Genomic DNA, 18,253 nt, shown 5'->3' with positions numbered 1-18,253 from the left:
CGTAAACCGCGTCTATAAGGATATTGGCAAATGGCAGCGCTCAACATCGCATTCGAGGCGCCCGACAATGCAGGCGGCATGTCCCATTCCGGGGAAAAGCCGATCGATCTGGTACATCTGGCCCGCCAGACCATGGGCGACAAGGGGCTGGAGCTGGAAGTGCTGCAGATGTTCGCACGGCAGGCCCGCGCGAGCATGAAGGAACTGGCGGCCTCGGAAGGCGCGGCGCGGAGCGCGGTCGCCCACCGTCTCAAGGGCTCCGCCCAGTCCGTCGGCGCCACCGCCGTCAGCAAGACGGCCGCGGCGCTCGAGGACAATCCGGCCGATGCCATCGCGCTGGCCGGCGTCGCCGCCGCCGTGGTCGAGGCGGAAAACTTCATCCTGAAACTCTGCCGCTGATCGCCGCAGGTCCTGCCGCGTGTCTGAAGCGCATCGCGATCCGACAGATCCGCTTCCTGCGCTTCAGGCCCTTGCTTCACCGCCCGTCGCTGCCGCAAAACCACCGCGCCCGTTGCGCGACGGGCTTTAGCGCTGCGGGAAAAGCCGGCGTCGCACCCGGACCATCCGGAACCTGCCGGGCGCGCGATGTTGACTGGGGAGGGGTTTTGTTGGAAACGTCCGCGGAAAACCGGCGGGCCGACCACCTTTCCGCCGGCCGTTCATTCGTCCGCCCGGGCAGCGCCATCGCCCGCCCCGGGCAGTCTTGAGGATCCGGAAGCCATCATGAGCAAACTCACCATCGTCGCCTTCGACGGCACGCGCCACGAACTGGATGTCGCCAACGGCTCCACGGTCATGGAAAATGCCGTGCGCAACTCGGTGCCCGGCATCGAGGCCGAGTGCGGCGGCGCCTGCGCCTGTGCGACCTGTCATGTCTATGTCGACGACGCCTGGAGCGCGACCGTCGGCCCGCCGGAAGCGATGGAAGAGGACATGCTGGACTTCGCCTACGAGGTGCGCCCGACCTCGCGGCTCTCCTGTCAGATCAAGATGTCGGATGCGCTCGACGGGCTCGTGGTCCACGTTCCCGAGCGCCAGGCCTGACATCTTTCCTTCAGACTGATTGAGGCAGCGGCCGAATCCGACCCGGGTTCGGCCGGCATTTTGTGTCTCTTCTTCGCGCATGAAGAAAAGATCGCGGGTTTCTGGGGGCTCGCAAGAATAGAAGGGCAAAAAAAGAGCCTCGCCGGTCGGTCAGGACGAGCGAGGCCAGGAGGGCGCATCGCAGGCAGGAGAGGGAGGAGACACCTGCTGCTTTGGTAAGGACGCGCCAGGAGAACCTGTTACAAACCGCTTCATGCAACTTCGGGAAGGAAAATCGTCTTCCCGTTCACTGTTGGTATAAAAATACGGCGATTTGCGGAATTGCGCTATCGCTAAAACTAACCAGTCATTTCATGCATGGAAAAGCGCCCGGGCCTTGGCCCGGTCCCGTTCCACTGAAGCTCTTCCAGGAAATACCTGCCTGCAGCGCGCGCCTTTACTCGGTGCGGTTCTTCAGCCGGTGCACCAGGAGGCGCATCATCCGGTCGTTGAAGTTCTTCGATTCGATGCGGTCGAAGCGCGCCTGGTCGGCATCGTGCTTGGAGACGGCATCGGCCGTCGCCCGGTCGACGCGCGCCTGCATGCGCTCGCAGTCGGCTTCGGGCCGCAGGGTCTTCAGCGTGCGTTCCAGGTTGCGGGCGTGGGTGCGGGCGATTTCGGCGTGGCGCTCCTCATGGCGCTTGATGTCGCTCGAAAGCGTATCCCAGATGAGCGCGAGCGACGGGGTGGCGCGCTTGCGGTTCTTCCAGCGCGGCAGGATGATCTCGGTGGAGAGGGTCACCCGCGCCTCGCCGACGGCGCAGCGGCTGCCGCGGCGCACATAGGTCACCGAGCCGCCCCATTTGATCCGGGTGGCGCCGGGATGGCGCGAGCCGCTGCGCTTCATCACCGGTCCGCGTTTCGACAGCTCCTCGTCGAGCTCGGCCGCCGTGCGCCCGCCGACGGAAAAATAGGCGAAGGATTTCGAGGTGATGGTCTCGGCGCGGGCCGGCGGGACGGCGAGGCAGGCGAGGGCGGCAAGGGCCATCAGGCGGGCGATGGTCGTCATTCAGTCAGCATTCCTTTCGCCACCGGATCGTCCGATGCACAGGCCGGCTGAAGGCGCCGGTTGAACTTCCCCCAAGCTTGGGGCATAGGCACGGCGAGCGCAACACCCTTTCCGGGATGCCGCTCGATACCCTTAACTTCAAACCCGTTGATTTAAAGCTAAGGGTGTCGGGGAGATTCTAACGTATCGTAGCGTCCCCGGCGCGCGGCGCCGTCGTTGACTGCGGGAGGAAACCGCCATGTTCTCGCCATTCGAACCCTTTCGCTGGGCGCTCGCCCATGGCCGGTCCCTGGAGCTGGGCCCGCGCGGCATTCTGATGGCGATCGTCAACGTGACGCCGGATTCCTTTTCCGACGGCGGCCGGTTCGACAGCGCCGACAAGGCCGTGGCGCAGGCCATCCTCTGTCTCGAAGAGGGGGCGGAGATCGTCGATATCGGCGGGGAATCGACGCGCCCCGGCGCCGCTGCCGTGTCGGCGGCGGAGGAGCAGGACCGCATCCTGCCCGTCATCGAGGCGCTTTCTGGCACGACGGACGCGCTCATCTCGGTCGATACCTACCGGGCCGGGACGGCGCGGCTTGCCGTTGCGGCCGGCGCCCATATCGTCAACGACGTGCACGGCCTGCAGCGCGAACCCGACATTGCCGGCATTGCCGCCGAAACCGGGGCGGGGCTCTGCATCATGCATACCGGCCGTGACCGCGAGAAGCGGCCGGATGTGGTGGAGGACCAGTATCTCTTCCTCGGCCGCTCGCTGGAGATCGCCCGGGCCGCGGGCATCGCGCGCGAGGCGATGGTGCTCGATCCGGGCTTCGGCTTTGCCAAGGATACGGAGGAGAGCCTCGAACTGATGGCGCGTTTCGGCGAGCTTTACGGCTTCGAACTGCCCATCCTGGCCGGCACGTCGCGCAAGCGCTTCGTCGGCGCCGTCACGGGGCGCGAGGCGGAAGGCCGGGATGCCGGCACGGCCGCCACCACCGCGCTGCTGCGGGCTGCCGGCGCGGCGGTCTTCAGGGTGCACGATGTCGCAATCAACAGGGATGCGCTGGCGATGGCGGATGCTATGCTCGCCGCGGGGCGCAAGGTGACGGCACGCGAGGCGCGCGCCTGACAGGCAGCCAGACAGGAAAGACCATGACCACCACCTACACGATCACGCTCAAGAACTGTGCCTTCTTCGCCCGCCACGGCCTGCACGATGCCGAGGAATTCCTCGGCCAGCGGTTCTTCGTCGACGCGGAGCTGGAGGTCAAGCCGCTGCGCCCGCTCTCCGACGACGCGATCGAATCGACCGTCGACTATGGCGTCGCCTTCCAGGAGATCGAGAAGATCGTCACCGGCCAGCGCCGCTATCTCATCGAGGCGCTGGCGCAGGAGATCGCCACCGTGCTCTGTGCCCGCTTCCCGCAGATTTCGCGCGCACGCATCACGGTGCGCAAGCCGAATGCGCCGGTGCCGGGCGTGCTGGACCATGTGCAGGTGACGGTCGATCATGCCGTTTGAGCCCTTCCGCCGGGCCGCGCTCGGCCTCGGCGGCAATATCGGCGATCCCGTGCGCGCCATGGCCGAGGCGCTGCGGGCGCTGGACGCGCGGGACGATTGCCGCGTCACGGCCGTCTCGCGGCTCTACCGCACGCCGCCCTGGGGAAAGACCGATCAGGACTGGTTCTTCAACGCCTGTGCGCTGGTCGAGACGACGCTCGCGCCCGAGCCGCTGCTCGACACCTGCCTTGCCATCGAGCGCGACATGAAGCGCGAGCGCAAGGAGCGCTGGGGCCCGCGCACCATCGACATCGATGTCCTGACCTATGAGGGCGTGGCGCAATCCGGCGGGCGGCTGGAGCTGCCGCATCCGCGCATGACGGGGCGCGGCTTCGTGCTGATGCCGCTTGCGGACGTGGCGCCCGACCTCGCGGTCGAGGGACGAACGGTGGCCTCCTGGCTGGAGGATGCGGATGTCGCGGGCATCGAGCCGGCGAGCGCCGGACCGGAATGGTGGAAGACTACTTGATCGAGCCGACGGCGATGTCGTCGAGATTGCGGTCGAGCGAGACGCCGATGACCGGCACCATCTTGTCCTCGACCTTCACCGAGATGGTGATGTTCATCTTGTTGTCGCCTTCCAGGCGCGCGATCATCGCGCCGTTCAGCTTCTGCCGGTTGATGCCGACGACCACCTTGTTGCCGTTGACCTGGCCGGAGGTGATGTCGAGGCCCTTGCCGGCGGCGCCGTCGAGGAACTTGCCCTTGTAGGTGCCGCCCGACCGGGTGATGAGGGCGGACATCGGCTGCTTGAAGACGCCGACGCGGCAGAAGCCGTCGAGCTGGATGCCGGCGCCCTTGGCCGGCGTGGTGTCGCCCGTCAGGTCGCAGGCGAACTTGGTGCCCTTGTACTTGCCCGCGACGATCTCGCCCTTGCCCTGCCAGCTGCCGGTGACCTGCTCGAAGAAGGCCTTGTCGCGCGGGCCGGCGGAGGCGGGAAGCGCGACGGCGGCGGCTGCGAGGAAGGCCGCTACGGAGACGCGGGCGATCAAAGAAGTGCGCGAGTACATGAACGATCCTTGATGGGCGACGGCCATCCGGCCTGCTTGTGTGCGACGAGATTTGCGCGAAAATGGTTAATGGACGGTTTCCGCCCGTCTTGCCCTTCGTCATTTACCCGCGGTGCAGGCCCGCAAAACCGGGGTGTTGCAACGATCCCACAGTGCTGCGGCGTCCTTTGCGCGCCGTGATTGAAGCACGGCGCCGCAGATTACGCCTCGTCGCGCCGGCCGCCCGCCATGTTCGGCGTCAGGTCGCCGATGAAATCGCCGATGCCGGGCCGTTTCAGCGCGCGGAAGGGCATGGGCCGGCAGAGGTCCATGGCGGCGATGCCGATTCGCGCCGTCATCAGGCCGTTGATGACGCCTTCGCCGAGCCGGGCGGAGAGTTTCGAGGCGAGCCCGTGGCCCAGCACCTGCTGCACCAGGCTGTCGCCCATGGCGATGGAGCCGGTGACGGCAAGATGGGCGATGACGTCGCGCATCAGCCGCAGCATGCCGATCTTGCCGGGGCGCCCGCCGTAGAGCTCCGCCATGCCGCGCACCAGCCGGCTGCTCTCGTAGATGACATAGCCGAGATCGACCAGCGCCCGCGGGCTGACGGCGGTGACGATGGAGACCCGCTTGGCGGCGCCGAGGATCAGCGCGCGCGCCTCGCGGTCGAGCGGCGCCATCAGCTCGCGCTCGGCAAGGTCGACGAGGTGGGCCGCGTCGATGATCTCGCCTTCGGTCTCGGCAAGGCGCGCGCGCCCGCGCGCCGTCTGCGGCCGGGCGGCGACGAGATGCACGAGGCGGGCGAGGATGGCACGGCCGACCGACGGGCTCGGCGAGAGGGCGGCCTCGGCGACGTCGCGCTTGAGGTCCTGCACGGCGGCGAGGCGGCGCAGGCCGATCAGCTCGCGCGCGACGAGGCCGAAGACGGCGAGGACGGCGATGGCGGCGGCGGCGACGGCAAGATAGCCGAGCCAGTCGTTGCGGCTGAAGAGATCGCGGATCAGCGCATCGACCCAGAGGCCGATGGCGAGCGAGACGAGGAGCCCGAGCGCGCCGAGGGCGATGCGGCCGAGCGTCAGGCGGCGCTTGCGCGGGGTTGCGACCGGCGGCGTCAGGTCCGGCAGGTCGGCGGTGGTGGCGATGAAGGGATCCTCGGCATCCGGCGTCAGCGTGACGGCGTCGTCGAAGGCGGCGGGAGCACGGGGCTTCGTGCGCTCGGGCGGCTGCGGGGAGCCGGCGGGCAGCGAGAAGGCGGCGGGCTTGCGCGGGCGGTCGTTCATGCGAGCCGGTCTCCGATCAGGTATTGCAGCGCGCGGTCGAGGCGGATGTGCGGCACGGAGAGCTTCAGGCCGCCGCCCGTCTCCTCGATATGCGGCGGGCGGAAGCGCACGAAGTTCAAGAGATGCGGCGCCTCACCTTCAGGCAGGGATTCAAGTTCCTTGAAAAGCGAATCCGGATCCTTCGGCAAGTCCCCGGGAAATATGGCTGTTTTCCGTTCGCCGTCAAAAATCTCGCCGTTGATCCGCTCGCCGGCCATGGGCACGCCGACGATGACCGGCAGGTCCTCGCCTTCGTGCTTGACGGTCGCCTCGCGGGTGGCGCGCACGGACGCGAGCGCCATCACCTCGATGCCGGCGCCGCTCATGCCGATGCGCTCGATGGCGCGCTCGACGAGGCGGCGGGTGACGGCTTCCAGCCGCGCATGGCTCTCGTGGTGCAGGTGGTCGGCCTTGGTGGCGGCAATCACGATGCGGTCGATGCGGCGCGTCACGAAGGAGGAGAGGAAGCTGTTCGCGCCGGCGCGGAAACAATCGAGCACGTCGCCGAGCGCGCGCTCCAGGTCATGCACGGCCTCGGCGCCGCGGTTGATCGCCTGCAGGGCGTCGATCAGCACGATCTGCCGGTCGAGCCGGGCGAAGTGCTCGCGGAAGAACGGGCGCACCACATGCGTCTTGTAGGCCTCGTAGCGGCGCTCCATCATGGCATGCAGCGATCCCCTGGCGGGGTGGCCTTCCTGAAGGTTCGGCAGCGGCGCGAAGGTGAGGGCGGGCGAGCCTTCGAGATCGCCGGGCATCAGGAAACGGCCGGGCGGCAGGGTGGAGAGCGAGCGCTCGTCGGATTTGCAGGCCTTCAGGTAGGCGGTGAACGCTTCCGCCAGCGTGCGCGCCGTCGCTTCCTCGGCTTCGGCGGCAGGGTCCATGGTGGCCGACAGCGCCAGCCAGTCGCGCGCCAGCTCCGCGCGGATGCCGGACTGCGCCAGCGCCACGGTGTTCGCGCTGAAGGCGCGGAAATCCTGCGCGAGCAGCGGCAGGTCGAGCAGCCATTCGCCGGGATAGTCGACGATGTCGATCGACAGCCGTCCGGGCGAGAAGAGGCGCCCCCAGCCGGAGGCGCTCTCATAGTCGAGCGTCAGGCGCAATTGCGATATGGCGCGGGTCGAATCCGGCCAGAGGCGGTCGGCGACCAGCGCGCGGATATGGTCTTCGTACTGGAAGCGCGGCACGGCGTCGTCCGGCTGCGGCTCCAGCCGGATTTTTGACACGCGCCCCGAGCGCCCCGCCTCGAACAGCGGCAGGCGGCCGCCGTTCAGGAGATTGTGCACGAGCGAGGAGATGAACACGGTCTTGCCGGCGCGCGACAGGCCCGTCACGCCGAGGCGGATCGACGGGTTGACGAGATTGGTGGCGCGGCCGGTCAGCGCGTCGAGCGCGAGCAGGGCTTCGTCGGTCAGGGTGGTCAGGCTAGGGGGCAAGGTCTCTTTCCAGCATCGAAGGCGATATAGGAAACGAAATCCGGCGGAAAAAGAGGCCGGCCCTTTCGCTCAAACCATGTCGCGCACACGTCCGTAGCGGTTTTGCGCCAATGCGATGCGGAAAATCAAGGTGTGCGCCGGGAAGATCGCGATGCGCGTCAGTGCGCCGGGCGCGGCGTCATGAAGCCGGCAAGGCAGGCGCCGCGATAATCGTCCTCGGTCGGGCGCTCGTCGAAATCGAGGATGGCGAGGCCCGCCGTCGGATAGCCGAAGGGCGCGGCGGTCTCGGCGATCTCCTTGCCGACGAGGCGGTGGAAGAATTCCTCGATCATCGGATTGTGGCCGACGATCATCACGGCGCTCTCCTGCCGCTCCGCGAAGGCGAGTTCGGCATAGGTATCGACCGAGCCGGAATAGAGGGAATCGACATAGTCGATCGTCAGTTCCTCGCTGACCGAGCGGTGGAAGGGCTCGGCGGTCTGGCGGCAGCGCGTGGCGGTGGAGGAGATGATGAGGTCCGGCCGGTAGCCCTGGTCGGCCGCCTCCTCGGCGATCACCTCGGCTTCGGCAAAGCCGTCGTCGTCGAGGGCGCGGTCGAAATCCGACTGGCCGGGCCCGGCCCAGGCGGCGCGGGCGTGACGAAGGATGTAGAGCCGGAAGGCCGGCGTGCCGAGAGATGCCAAGTGTGTCCTCCATCCGCCTGCGGCAGATGATCCGTGCCGCGCTCCGACTTCATGTCCGTCCTTGCCGGAAAGATCAACCGGTTTTGCGCGCGGGCGTGTTCACGATCGTGTCGGATGCCGCCCGGTAGGCCAGCGTGTCCTCCAGCCGCTCGGGCCTTGCGAAATAGTAGCCCTGCATCATGCGGCAGCCGAGACCGCGCAGCGCCGCGACCTGCTCGTGGGTCTCCATGCCCTCGACCACGCAGACGCAGCCGATGTTGCGGGAAAGGTCGACGATCGTCTTGACGATGCTGCGGCTGAGTTCGTTCGTGGCGATATCGACGATGAAGCCGCGGTCGATCTTGATCTTGGTGAGCGGCAGCTTGTGCACATAGCTGAGGCTGGAATGGCCGGTGCCGAAATCGTCGAGCGCAATGCCGATGCCGCGCTCGGCGAAACGGCGGATATTGTCGGCGGCGAGCGTGAAGTTGCGCATGACGGCCGTCTCCGTCACCTCGATGTCGAGGCGGGCGGGATCGACGCCGCTTTGCGCGATGATCTCGAGAAGCGCATCGACCGTCCTGTTGGAGACGACATCGCGGGTCGACAGATTGACGGAGAGGCGGATGTGGTCCGGCCAGCTCCGCGCCGCCGCCAGCGCCTTCTCCATCACGAACTCGGTCAGCCGGCCGATGATGCCGGCCCGTTCGGCGGCACGGATGAAGATACCGGGCGGCACGGTGCCGAGGACCGGGCTTTCCCAGCGGGCCAGCGCCTCATAGGCGGAAATGCCGTTCGTGTCCGCGTCGACCATCGGCTGGAAGACGAGGTACATCTCCTTCTCGAAGTCGGCGGCGCGCAGCGCCTGCTGGATGCGGCCCTGCTCGTTGATCTCGGCCTCGTGCTCGGCGGAGAAGACGACCGTCGTGCCGCGAAAATTCTGCTTGGCGAGGTAGAGGGCGAAATCGGCGCGGTCGAAGAGCCGGTCGGCCGTGGTACCGGCCTCGCCGAGGATCGAGATGCCGAGCGAGCCGGAGACCCGCGCCGCCTGGCCGTTGAAGACATAGGGTTCCTGAAGCGCGGCGCAGATCTCGTCGCCGAGCGCATGGAGCCGCTCCGCGCTGGCCGGGCCCTCGAAGACGATGCCGAACTCGTCGCCGCCGAGGCGGGCCGGGAAAAGACCCCGGCCGGCAAAGGCCGTGAGCCGCTCGCCGACCTCGACGAGCAGCTTGTCGCCGATGCCGTGGCCGAACGTGTCGTTGACCGGCTTGAAACCGTCGAGGTCGATCAGGCCGAGGGCAAGGCCCGTGCGGTTCTTCTCCGCCCGCGCGATCCGCGTTTCGAGCTCGGCGCGGAACTGGCGACGGTTGGGCAGGTTGGTCAGGCTGTCGAGATTGGCGAGGCGATGGTTCTCGTCGCTGAGGCGCTGGGTTTCCGCCTGGCGCGCCGTCAGCTCCTTCTGCGACCGGATGAGGGCGCCGAAATCCCGGTAGTAGGTGAAGAGGATGAACACCATGGCGACCGTGACGAGCGCGACGTTGAGCGCGAGCGCGGTGAAGACCGGATTGCCGGAGGTGCCGAAGAAGACCGTGAACGGTCCGAGCACGATGGCCGTCAGCGCCAGCGCGGCGGCGCGCAGGTGCATCAGGCAGAAGATGCAGCCGACGACCGTGTTGGCGATGTAGAAGGCGACATGGGACTGCTGGTAGGCGTCGCCATAGGGATAGAGGCTGAGCGACCAGGCGCAGAAGCCGGCGCCGAGCAGCGCGGTCAGGCGATAGGTCGAACGCAGCCGGCCGACCGCCTCTTCATGGGTGTAGCGCCGGTTTCGGCTGAACCACCAGTGCACGAGGCGAAACAGGCTGACGGCATAGAGTGCGCCTGGAATGTAAAGGGTGAGATAGGCGGGGGCCGCGCCGAAATGGGTGATGGTGAGGGCGACAGTATTCGTCACGAGCATGAAGTAGAGCAGCGGCACCTGCTTGGTAAAAGCGGCAAGCTGCGCCTGGACGAGCTCCGGATTGCCGGATTCGATCGAAAGAATGGCCTTCGTCCTGCTGAACATCGATGCGTGCTCCTGCCCTTGCGGTTAGAGAGAAGCACGAGTTGCTAAAATAAGTCTGAATCCGCGGGCGAACAGGCTCGCGAAAGAAAATCGTCCTATCCTCCATAGCTGATCGCGAGTCCATGCCTATATTTGCGGCAGGACGACACGCGAGGCAGGCGATCCGGCGCCCTTTCGGCTATAGTGCGGGGATGTTGGTGGCCGGTTTCGCCATCCTGTTGTAATCTTGATGAAATATTCGTCTGGCAAGGTTCAAAAAAGAGGCATGCGCGAAAAACCGTGGGTAAGTTCCTGCACACTTGAAACACGCTACCCGTGGGGATATACAGCGCGCCTTGAGATGTTCTTCAGGAGAATCGCGTTGAGTGAGAAGATCGATCTTAGCAATTTCGTCCTCGACGAGGACGATGAATTCATGAACGCAAACCAGCGGGCTTACTTTCGAGCGAAGCTGAACGCCTGGAAAAACGACATCCTGCGCGAAGCGCGCGAAACCCTCGACCATCTGGCAGAAGAAAGCGCCAACCATCCGGATCTTGCGGACCGGGCGTCTTCGGAAACCGACCGTGCCATCGAACTTCGGGCACGCGACCGCCAGCGCAAGCTGATCTCCAAGATCGATGCGGCGCTGCAGCGTCTCGACGAAGGCACCTACGGCTACTGCGAGGAAACGGGCGAACCGATCGGCCTCAAGCGTCTCGACGCCCGCCCGATCGCCACGCTTTCGATCGAGGCGCAGGAGCGCCACGAGCGTCGGGAGAAGGTGTATCGCGACGAGTAAGCCTTTCCCGCGGATCCGAGGAGGTCCGAGGGCAGGGTTCGCGGTGATCGAACACCGGATGTTTCCGGTGCTGGCAGGCTTCGTGCTGCCCGGTGCCGGAAAAACGAAAATCAAAGCCGCTGGAACCGTCGTGTCTCCAGCGGCTTTTTTCTTGCGACAAGCGGGAAGGAGCCGCCTTACGCCTTGCGGTTGGCGGCGATTTCGCCGAGCAGGCGCGCCATTTCCGCTTCCGTTTCCTCGCGGCTCTTCGCGGGAGTTTGCCCGTGGCCGATCGTTGCGGCGGTCTGCGTCGGGTTGAGCGTCGGCTGGGCGGCCGTGCGGGCTGTGGTGCTCGATGCGGCCGTGCTGGCCATCTCGGCTTCGAGGATCTTTTCGAATTCGCTGACGAGGGCCGGATTGTCGGCAAGCTGGGATGTCGGCTTGGCGAGCGTCGGGTTGGCGATGGGGCGCTGCACCGCCTGGCCGGCGGTCGCCTGCGCGGTGGTCGTTGCCGTCGCCGTCGCCATGGATTGCGGCAGGACACGCTGGCGGTTCTGTTCGAGCACGTCCTCGATGCGGCGCTCCGGCGCGCGCTGCTGGAGGCCCGTCTGCGCCTGCTGGGCCGTCTGGACCGGCTGGGCGACGGTCTGTGCCGGGGTGGTGCGGGGGGCGACGTCTTCGTCGCCGGCATAGAGCACCTTGGCCATGGACGAGACGCCCTCCGGGGTTGCCGCGGGGCGGCGCTCCGCGGTGCCGGTGGTCGCCGCGACCGCGCCGGCCGAAGCGGCCGTGCGGGCCGCGTCTAGGGTCTCGGCCGTCTTCACCGGCGTTTCGTGCCGCACCGGCGCGGGTTCGGCGCGCTCGGTCTTCTGCCCGGCCCTTTCGGCGGCGGGCTGGGCGCTTTCGGCCGATGCCAGGGCGATGCGCGTCTCGATGACGATGTCGGTCGGGCCGCCGATCATCAGGAGGTGTTCCACGTCGTCCCGGCGCACCAGCACGAGGCGGCGGCGCGTGTCGATCGCCGCGGCATCGAGCACGGCAAGGCGCGGCGCGCGGTTGCGCCCGCCGCGGATGAAGGGCGAGGAGGGGCGGCCCCGGATGATCCAGAGCACCAGCGCGAGGCAGAGCAGGCCGAGCAGCACCACCACCGCGGCGATGACGAACTTCGTGCCGTTCTCTGCGAGGATCTCCTGGAACATGGCGCGGTCACTCCTTCTCGGCACTTTGGCTCGGCACTTTGGCTCGGCAGTTTGGCCTGTTGGCCGACGGGCTGCATTTGACGGCTTTTCCCGGGCTCCTACAAGCGCGGCGCACCGGTTGTCCAGCGCGTATTGCCGTCGTCATCGTCGCGCAAGTATGGCAGGCTAGGAGAATTGCCATGCCCTGGCCCGGAATATTCCCTGTGAATTCGTGGCCTTGCTTTCCCTCGACGGCTTTTTGCGCTTCCCTCGTGCGGATAAACATGATTCTGGCATCGGGTTCGGGTCAAGCGCAAGGCCCGCACTGTTGCAGACGAGGGATTGATGACGACGATGAAGCGGCCGGACGGGGATGATGTGCCGATCGTGGACCGCGGCGTGCGGCCGGCGGTGGCGCTGCGTGTGGTGCTGCTCGCGATCGTGCTGGCGGCGTCGGCCGGGGCGTTCATCGTCTTCAAGAACCAGCTCGACAACGAGCTCGTGCTCGGGGTTCTCGGCGTCCTCGCCATGGCCGGCATCTTCTTCGTCGTTTCCGCGCTGATCGGCTTCATCGAGGTCATGCCGCAGGCGACGCGCTCGGACGAACTGGCGCGCGCCTTCCTCGATTCCCATCCCGACGGCACGGTCGTCACCGACCGCAAGGGCCGCGTCGTCTACGCCAATGCCGCCTATGGCGCACTGACGGGTGCGAATGGCGCGGCCGAAGTGCTGACGCTCGAAACCCTGCTGTCACGCAATCGCGATGCGACCGAGGCCGTCTACCGCCTGACGAACGGCCTGCACGAGGGCAAGGAGGGGGCGGAGGAGTTCCGCGTCCCCAAGTCGCTCAACCCGGCTGCCTCGGGCGGTTCCGGCGCGCAGTGGTACCGCCTCAAGGCGCGCATCCTGCCGAACCGTGACAAGCCGAAACAGCCGCTCTACATCTGGCAGATCTCCAACATCACCTCCGAGCGGGACGACCAGGAGCGCTTCTTCAAGGAGTTGCAGAACGCCATCGACTATCTCGACCACGCGCCGGCCGGCTTCTTCTCCGCCGGCCGCAAGGGCGAGATCGTCTACCTGAACGCGACGCTTGCCGAATGGCTCGGCATCGACCTGGCCAAGTTCCACCCCGGCTCGCTGTCGATCGCCGAGGTGGTGGCGGGCGAGGGGCTGGCGCTCATCCAGTCCGTGCAGGCCGAGCCCGGCCTGAAGCGCACGGAAATGCTCGACCTCGACCTGCGCAAGACCAACGGCCAGAGCCTGCCGGTGCGCATCGTGCACCGCGTTTCAACGACGCGCGACGGGGCGCCGGGCGAAAGCCGCACCATCGTTCTCGCGCGCGAGGAGGGCAGCGCGAACGACCAGTCCGCCTCGATCGCCTCCATGCGTTTCACGCGCTTCTTCAACAACACGCCGATGGCGATCGCCTCGGTCGACGGCGACGGCCGGATCCTGCGCACCAATGCGCCGTTCCTGAAACTCTTCTCGGGTGTCGTCTCGCGCGACGATATCGACCGCGGCGCCAAGCTCGAGACCATCGTGCACGAGACGGACCGCCTGCGCCTGCAATCGGCGCTCGACGCGGCGAAGGACCGGCAGGGCGACATCGCGCCGCTCGATTCGCTGCACCCGGCCGATGACGGCCGGCATTTCCGCTTCTATGTGAACGCCGTCATCGACCAGAGCGACGAGGCGCCGGAGGAGGCGGCCATCGTCTATGCCGTCGAGATCACCGAGCAGAAGGCGCTCGAGACGCAGATGGCGCAGACGCAGAAGATGAACGCGGTCGGCACGCTCGCCGGCGGCATCGCGCACGACTTCAACAACGTTCTGACGGCGATCCTGCTTTCCTCCGACCACCTGCTCCTGTCCGCCCGCCCGTCCGATGCGAGCTTTGCCGATCTCATGGAGATCAAGCGCAATGCCAACCGGGCGGCCGTGCTGGTGCGCCAGCTGCTCGCCTTCTCGCGCAAGCAGACGATGCGCCCGACGGTGCTGAACCTCACCGACGTCATCGGCGACCTGCGCATGCTCGTCGACCGCATGACCGGAACCAACGTCAAGATCGACGTCGAGTACGGCCGCGATCTCTGGCCGGTGAAGACCGACCTCGGCCAGTTCGAGCAGGTGCTGATCAACCTTGCGGTGAACGCCCGCGACGCCATGCCGGAGGGCGGCACGATCACCTTCCGCACCCGCAATGTGGAGGCCGAGGAGGCGGCGGCGCGGAACCTGCGCGACCTGCCGCCGGGCGACTATGTGGAAGTGGAAGTGGCCGACCAGGGCACCGGCATTCCGCCCGAGATCATCGACAAGATCTTCGAGCCCTTCTTCACGACGAAGGAGGTCGGCAAGGGCACCGGGCTCGGCCTCTCCATGGTCTACGGCATCGTCAAGCAGTCCGGCGGCTACATCTATCTCGATTCCGAGGTCGGCCGGGGCACGACCTTCCGCATCCTCATGCCGCGCCACACCGAAGAGGCGGTGCCGGCGGAGGCGACCGGCGATGCGCGCGCGCTGCCGCAGGCGGGTGACCAGCCGGCGGCCGTGGCCACGCAGGCGGCGGACAAGGAGCCGCGCGACCTTACCGGCGGTTCGGCCGTGGTGCTGCTCGTCGAGGACGAGGAGGCCGTGCGCCGCGGCGGCAAGCGCATGCTGGAGACGCGCGGCTATACCGTGCACGAGGCCGGTTCCGGCGTGGAAGCGCTCGACATCATGGAAGAGCTGAACGGCGCCGTCGACATCGTCGTCTCCGACGTGGTCATGCCCGAGATGGACGGCCCGTCGCTGCTGCGCGAGCTGCGCAAGTCCTATCCGGACCTCAAGTTCATCTTCGTCTCCGGTTATGCGGAGGACGCCTTCGCCCGCAACCTGCCGGCGGACGCCAAGTTCGGCTTCCTGCCGAAGCCCTTCTCGCTGAAGCAGCTCGCCGAGGCCGTGCGGGAAATGCTCGACGCCTGAGCGCCTTCCCGCTCGCCGTACGCCCTCGGGGCAGAGCCACGCAAGGAAAATGAAGACCGCGTCGGCGGATGCGGCCAAGCCGCTGACAACGTCCGCAAACCTTTCCTTCGTCATGGTCGGGCTTGACCCGACCATCCACAAACCGTTGAAAAGAATGGATCCTCGGGTCAAGCCCGAGGATGACGGAGTATTGGGAGCGAGTTTGTCATCAAGCTGAACGCATCGGCAGATGCGGTTTTTTCCTTGCCCGTCGATCATGGTCAATGGTCGGTTAACCGCTTGCCGCTAGTGTCGAACCCGTATTGCGTATCGGGGCTGCCTTGCATGTGGACCAAACACCATAAGAAGCGGAAATTCGGCCGGCTGGCTCTGCCGGTAATTACAGTCGCATTCCTCTCCTACTTCGGTTATCATTCCGTCCATGGCGACTTCGGTCTCAGGGGGATGGAGGAGTTCGAACGGCAGAGAGTGACGCGCCAGGCGCGTCTGGACGTCCTCGTGCGGCAGCGCCAGACCCTGGAAAAAGAGGTGGCCCTGATGAGCGACGGCTCGCTCGAGCGCGACATGCTCGACGAAAAGGCACGCTCCTATCTCAACATGTCCAGAGCCGACGAAATCGTGATTTTCCACTGAGAAAGTCGATTAACCGAAATCTGGTTAATCGTAAATCTGCCTTACTAATCAGTGGTTTGCAAAGAATATAAGCCATGCATTTATGGCATTGCTGAGGCGGACTTTCTCCCCTATGGTTTCCTTCAAGAGGCAAACATAGGGAGGAACGAATGGCTCCGCGTAAAACCGCGTCCACGTCCAGCCGCAAAACCGCGGCAAAGCCTGCAAAGAAAGACTTCACCGGCGGCACGATTGCCGAATTCTCCAAGGAAGACGATCTTCATGCCTACCGCGAGATGCTGCTGATCCGGCGTTTCGAGGAAAAGGCCGGCCAGCTCTATGGCATGGGCTTCATCGGCGGCTTCTGTCACCTTTACATCGGCCAGGAAGCGGTCGTCGTCGGCATGCAGCTGGCGCTGAAGGAGGGTGACCAGGTCATCACCGGCTATCGCGACCATGGCCACATGCTCGCCTGCGGCATGAGCGCGCGCGGCGTGATGGCGGAGCTGACCGGACGCCGCGGCGGCCTTTCCAAGGGCAAGGGCGGCTCCATGCACATGTTCTCCAAGGAGAAGCATTTCTACGGCGGCCACGGCATCGTCGGTGCGCAGGTCTCGCTCGGCACGGGCCTCGCCTTCGCCAACAAGTACCGCGGCAACGACAATGTCTCGCTCGCCTATTTCGGCGACGGCGCGGCCAACCAGGGCCAGGTCTACGAGAGCTTCAACATGGCTTCCCTCTGGAAGCTGCCGGTCATCTACATCATCGAGAACAACCGCTACGCCATGGGCACCGCCGTCTCGCGCGCCTCGGCCCAGACGGACTTCTCGCAGCGCGGCGCGTCCTTCAACATCCCGGGTTTCCAGGTCGACGGCATGGATGTGCGCGCGGTCAAGGCCGCTGCCGACGAGGCCGTCGAGCACTGCCGCTCCGGCAAGGGCCCGATCATCCTCGAAATGCAGACCTACCGCTACCGCGGCCACTCCATGTCCGACCCGGCGAAGTACCGCTCGAAGGACGAGGTGCAGAAGATGCGGTCCGAGCACGACCCGATCGAGCAGGTGCGCGCCCGCCTTCTGGAAAACAAATGGGCAAGCGAGGACGACCTCAAGCAGATCGACAAGGACGTCCGTGACATCGTCGCCGACAGCGCCGATTTCGCGCAGGCCGATCCGGAGCCGGATGCATCCGAACTCTACACCGACATCCTGCTGTAATCCGGGGAGGGACACCAATGCCAATCGAGATTCTCATGCCCGCCCTGTCTCCGACCATGGAGGAGGGCACGCTCTCCAAGTGGGTCAAGAACGAGGGTGACGCCGTCAAGTCCGGCGACGTGATCGCCGAAATCGAAACCGACAAGGCGACGATGGAAGTCGAGGCCGTCGACGAAGGCGTGATCGGCAAGATCCTGATCGCCGCCGGCACCGAGGGCGTCAAGGTGAACACGGCGATCGCCGTGCTCCTGCAGGACGGCGAGAGCGCCGATGCCATGGCTGTGCCGAAGGCTGCGGAAAAGCAGGCCGAGGCCGCCGGCCCGAAGGTGGAAGAGGCGGAAAAGCCGACCCAGCAGGGCTCCGCCGCCGCACCGGTTCCGGCGCAGCCGAAGGGCGAAGTCGCCGCCGATCCGGATATCCCGGCCGGCACCGAAATGGTATCGACCACCGTGCGCGAGGCGCTGCGCGACGCCATGGCGGAAGAGATGCGCCGCGACGAGGACGTCTTCGTCATGGGCGAGGAAGTCGCCGAATACCAGGGCGCCTACAAGGTCACGCAGGGCCTCCTGCAGGAATTCGGCGCCCGCCGCGTCATCGACACCCCGATCACCGAGCACGGCTTTGCCGGCGTCGGCGTCGGTGCGGCGATGACGGGCCTCAAGCCGATCGTCGAGTTCATGACCTTCAACTTCGCCATGCAGGCGATCGACCAGATCATCAACTCCGCCGCCAAGACGCTCTACATGTCCGGCGGCCAGATGGGCGCGCCGATCGTCTTCCGCGGCCCGAACGGCGCGGCGGCGCGCGTCGCCGCCCAGCACTCGCAGTGCTACGCCGCCTGGTACAGCCATATTCCGGGCCTCAAGGTGGTCATGCCCTACACGGCGGCCGATGCGAAGGGGCTCCTGAAGGCGGCCATCCGCGATCCGAACCCGGTCATCTTCCTCGAAAACGAAATCCTCTACGGCCAGAGCTTCGACGTGCCGAAGATGGACGATTTCGTGCTGCCGATCGGCAAGGCGCGCGTGCACAAGAAGGGCAACGACGCCACCGTCGTCTCCTTCGGCATCGGCATGACCTATGCCATCAAGGCGATCGCGGAACTGGAGAAGGACGGCATCGACGTCGAACTGATCGACCTTCGCACCATCCGCCCGATGGACCTGCCGACGATCATCGAATCCGTCAAGAAGACCGGCCGCCTCGTCGTCGTCGAGGAGGGCTATCCGCAGTCCTCCGTCGGCACCGAGATCGCGACCCGCGTCATGCAGCAGGCCTTCGACTATCTCGATGCGCCGATCCTGACGATCGCCGGCAAGGACGTTCCGATGCCCTATGCCGCCAATCTCGAAAAGCTGGCGCTGCCGAATGTCGGCGAAGTCGTCCAGGCGGTCAAAACCGTCTGCTACAAATAAGG

Annotated in this window: 17 protein-coding genes; 10 read left to right on the top strand and 7 right to left on the bottom strand. The window is 66.1% G+C overall.

The window, feature by feature from the left end; all coding sequences use genetic code 11:
* Window positions 1-30: 30 nt before the first annotated feature.
* Both AABF56_RS08690 and AABF56_RS08685 read left to right on the top strand, forming a co-directional pair.
* Complete coding sequence (locus AABF56_RS08690) at window positions 31-399, top strand: Hpt domain-containing protein (RefSeq protein WP_272805624.1); 369 nt, start codon at window positions 31-33, stop codon at window positions 397-399.
* Between the two features lie 324 nt (window positions 400-723).
* Window positions 724-1,044 (top strand): 2Fe-2S iron-sulfur cluster-binding protein, encoded by a 321-nt coding sequence (locus AABF56_RS08685; protein ID WP_023512203.1) that lies wholly within the window; start codon window positions 724-726, stop codon window positions 1,042-1,044.
* Window positions 1,045-1,480: 436 nt separating this feature from the next.
* On the opposite strand, the gene AABF56_RS08680 is transcribed toward AABF56_RS08685, so the two are convergent.
* Complete coding sequence (locus tag AABF56_RS08680) at window positions 1,481-2,092, bottom strand: DUF922 domain-containing Zn-dependent protease (protein WP_443021096.1); 612 nt, start codon at window positions 2,090-2,092, stop codon at window positions 1,481-1,483.
* A gap of 238 nt (window positions 2,093-2,330) precedes the next feature.
* Between AABF56_RS08680 and folP the strand changes: the two genes are divergently transcribed.
* The 3 genes from folP to folK are packed head-to-tail and all read left to right on the top strand — an operon-like array spanning window position 2,331 to window position 4,103.
* Window positions 2,331-3,203 carry a dihydropteroate synthase gene (gene folP, locus AABF56_RS08675; protein ID WP_272805623.1) on the top strand — a complete coding sequence of 291 codons (873 nt, stop codon included), beginning with the start codon at window positions 2,331-2,333 and terminating at the stop codon, window positions 3,201-3,203.
* 23 nt (window positions 3,204-3,226) lie between these two features.
* Entirely contained in the window at window positions 3,227-3,595 is a 369-nt protein-coding gene (gene folB / locus AABF56_RS08670) for a dihydroneopterin aldolase (protein ID WP_133035251.1), read from the top strand.
* A complete protein-coding gene (folK, locus tag AABF56_RS08665; protein WP_272805622.1) occupies window positions 3,585-4,103 on the top strand; it encodes a 2-amino-4-hydroxy-6-hydroxymethyldihydropteridine diphosphokinase in 519 nt (172 codons plus the stop codon). Before folB ends, folK begins: the two co-directional genes overlap by 11 nt.
* On the opposite strand, the gene AABF56_RS08660 is transcribed toward folK, so the two are convergent.
* From AABF56_RS08660 to AABF56_RS08640, 5 genes are all read right to left on the bottom strand, one after another.
* On the bottom strand, window positions 4,096-4,644 hold the full coding sequence (locus tag AABF56_RS08660; RefSeq protein ID WP_244769666.1) for a hypothetical protein: 549 nt from the start codon (window positions 4,642-4,644) through the stop codon (window positions 4,096-4,098). The genes folK and AABF56_RS08660 overlap by 8 nt on opposite strands.
* A gap of 200 nt (window positions 4,645-4,844) precedes the next feature.
* On the bottom strand, window positions 4,845-5,906 hold the full coding sequence (locus tag AABF56_RS08655) for a YcjF family protein (protein WP_272805621.1): 1,062 nt from the start codon (window positions 5,904-5,906) through the stop codon (window positions 4,845-4,847).
* Window positions 5,903-7,378, bottom strand: a complete 1,476-nt coding sequence (locus tag AABF56_RS08650; RefSeq protein WP_272805620.1) for a YcjX family protein — start codon at window positions 7,376-7,378, stop codon at window positions 5,903-5,905. The genes AABF56_RS08655 and AABF56_RS08650 overlap by 4 nt, the downstream gene beginning before the upstream one ends.
* Window positions 7,379-7,536: 158 nt before the next feature.
* Window positions 7,537-8,061, bottom strand: coding sequence for a SixA phosphatase family protein (locus tag AABF56_RS08645; RefSeq protein ID WP_244769669.1), 525 nt, complete (start codon window positions 8,059-8,061; stop codon window positions 7,537-7,539).
* A gap of 73 nt (window positions 8,062-8,134) precedes the next feature.
* Complete coding sequence (locus AABF56_RS08640) at window positions 8,135-10,105, bottom strand: putative bifunctional diguanylate cyclase/phosphodiesterase (protein ID WP_338341908.1); 1,971 nt, start codon at window positions 10,103-10,105, stop codon at window positions 8,135-8,137.
* A 361-nt stretch (window positions 10,106-10,466) separates the two neighbouring features.
* Between AABF56_RS08640 and dksA the strand changes: the two genes are divergently transcribed.
* Window positions 10,467-10,886, top strand: a complete 420-nt coding sequence (gene dksA, locus AABF56_RS08635) for an RNA polymerase-binding protein DksA (protein ID WP_064330228.1) — start codon at window positions 10,467-10,469, stop codon at window positions 10,884-10,886.
* Between the two features lie 176 nt (window positions 10,887-11,062).
* Here the strand turns inward: dksA and AABF56_RS08630 are convergent, their stop codons facing one another.
* On the bottom strand, window positions 11,063-12,064 hold the full coding sequence (locus tag AABF56_RS08630; RefSeq protein ID WP_272805618.1) for a flagellar biosynthetic protein FliO: 1,002 nt from the start codon (window positions 12,062-12,064) through the stop codon (window positions 11,063-11,065).
* A 324-nt stretch (window positions 12,065-12,388) separates the two neighbouring features.
* On the opposite strand from AABF56_RS08630, the gene cckA reads away from it, so the two are divergent.
* The 4 genes from cckA to AABF56_RS08610 all read left to right on the top strand — a co-directional run bounded on the left by cckA (window position 12,389) and on the right by AABF56_RS08610 (window position 18,251).
* A complete protein-coding gene (gene cckA, locus AABF56_RS08625; RefSeq protein WP_272805617.1) occupies window positions 12,389-15,007 on the top strand; it encodes a cell cycle histidine kinase CckA in 2,619 nt (872 codons plus the stop codon).
* Between the two features lie 324 nt (window positions 15,008-15,331).
* Window positions 15,332-15,640, top strand: coding sequence for an FtsB family cell division protein (locus AABF56_RS08620; RefSeq protein ID WP_244765317.1), 309 nt, complete (start codon window positions 15,332-15,334; stop codon window positions 15,638-15,640).
* A 149-nt stretch (window positions 15,641-15,789) separates the two neighbouring features.
* Window positions 15,790-16,836, top strand: coding sequence for a pyruvate dehydrogenase (acetyl-transferring) E1 component subunit alpha (pdhA, locus tag AABF56_RS08615; protein ID WP_244765318.1), 1,047 nt, complete (start codon window positions 15,790-15,792; stop codon window positions 16,834-16,836).
* A gap of 17 nt (window positions 16,837-16,853) precedes the next feature.
* Window positions 16,854-18,251, top strand: a complete 1,398-nt coding sequence (locus AABF56_RS08610; protein WP_244765319.1) for a pyruvate dehydrogenase complex E1 component subunit beta — start codon at window positions 16,854-16,856, stop codon at window positions 18,249-18,251.
* The last annotated feature ends 2 nt before the right edge of the window (window positions 18,252-18,253 follow it).

The sequence above is a fragment of the Shinella sp. WSC3-e genome (assembly GCF_945994535.1).
GTDB lineage: Bacteria > Pseudomonadota > Alphaproteobacteria > Rhizobiales > Rhizobiaceae > Shinella > Shinella yambaruensis.
Note: the sequence above shows the minus strand (reverse complement) of the source record. Positions and strands in the feature narration are given on the sequence as shown.

Coding starts and splice junctions, on each gene's coding strand:
- AABF56_RS08690 (WP_272805624.1), top strand. CDS start 31: ATGGCAGCGCTCAACATCGCATTCGAGGCGCCCGACAATGCAGGCGGC.
- AABF56_RS08685 (WP_023512203.1), top strand. CDS start 724: ATGAGCAAACTCACCATCGTCGCCTTCGACGGCACGCGCCACGAACTG.
- AABF56_RS08680 (WP_443021096.1), bottom strand. CDS start 2,092: ATGACGACCATCGCCCGCCTGATGGCCCTTGCCGCCCTCGCCTGCCTC.
- folP (WP_272805623.1), top strand. CDS start 2,331: ATGTTCTCGCCATTCGAACCCTTTCGCTGGGCGCTCGCCCATGGCCGG.
- folB (WP_133035251.1), top strand. CDS start 3,227: ATGACCACCACCTACACGATCACGCTCAAGAACTGTGCCTTCTTCGCC.
- folK (WP_272805622.1), top strand. CDS start 3,585: ATGCCGTTTGAGCCCTTCCGCCGGGCCGCGCTCGGCCTCGGCGGCAAT.
- AABF56_RS08660 (WP_244769666.1), bottom strand. CDS start 4,644: ATGTACTCGCGCACTTCTTTGATCGCCCGCGTCTCCGTAGCGGCCTTC.
- AABF56_RS08655 (WP_272805621.1), bottom strand. CDS start 5,906: ATGAACGACCGCCCGCGCAAGCCCGCCGCCTTCTCGCTGCCCGCCGGC.
- AABF56_RS08640 (WP_338341908.1), bottom strand. CDS start 10,105: ATGTTCAGCAGGACGAAGGCCATTCTTTCGATCGAATCCGGCAATCCG.
- AABF56_RS08630 (WP_272805618.1), bottom strand. CDS start 12,064: ATGTTCCAGGAGATCCTCGCAGAGAACGGCACGAAGTTCGTCATCGCC.
- cckA (WP_272805617.1), top strand. CDS start 12,389: ATGACGACGATGAAGCGGCCGGACGGGGATGATGTGCCGATCGTGGAC.
- AABF56_RS08620 (WP_244765317.1), top strand. CDS start 15,332: ATGTGGACCAAACACCATAAGAAGCGGAAATTCGGCCGGCTGGCTCTG.
- pdhA (WP_244765318.1), top strand. CDS start 15,790: ATGGCTCCGCGTAAAACCGCGTCCACGTCCAGCCGCAAAACCGCGGCA.
- AABF56_RS08610 (WP_244765319.1), top strand. CDS start 16,854: ATGCCAATCGAGATTCTCATGCCCGCCCTGTCTCCGACCATGGAGGAG.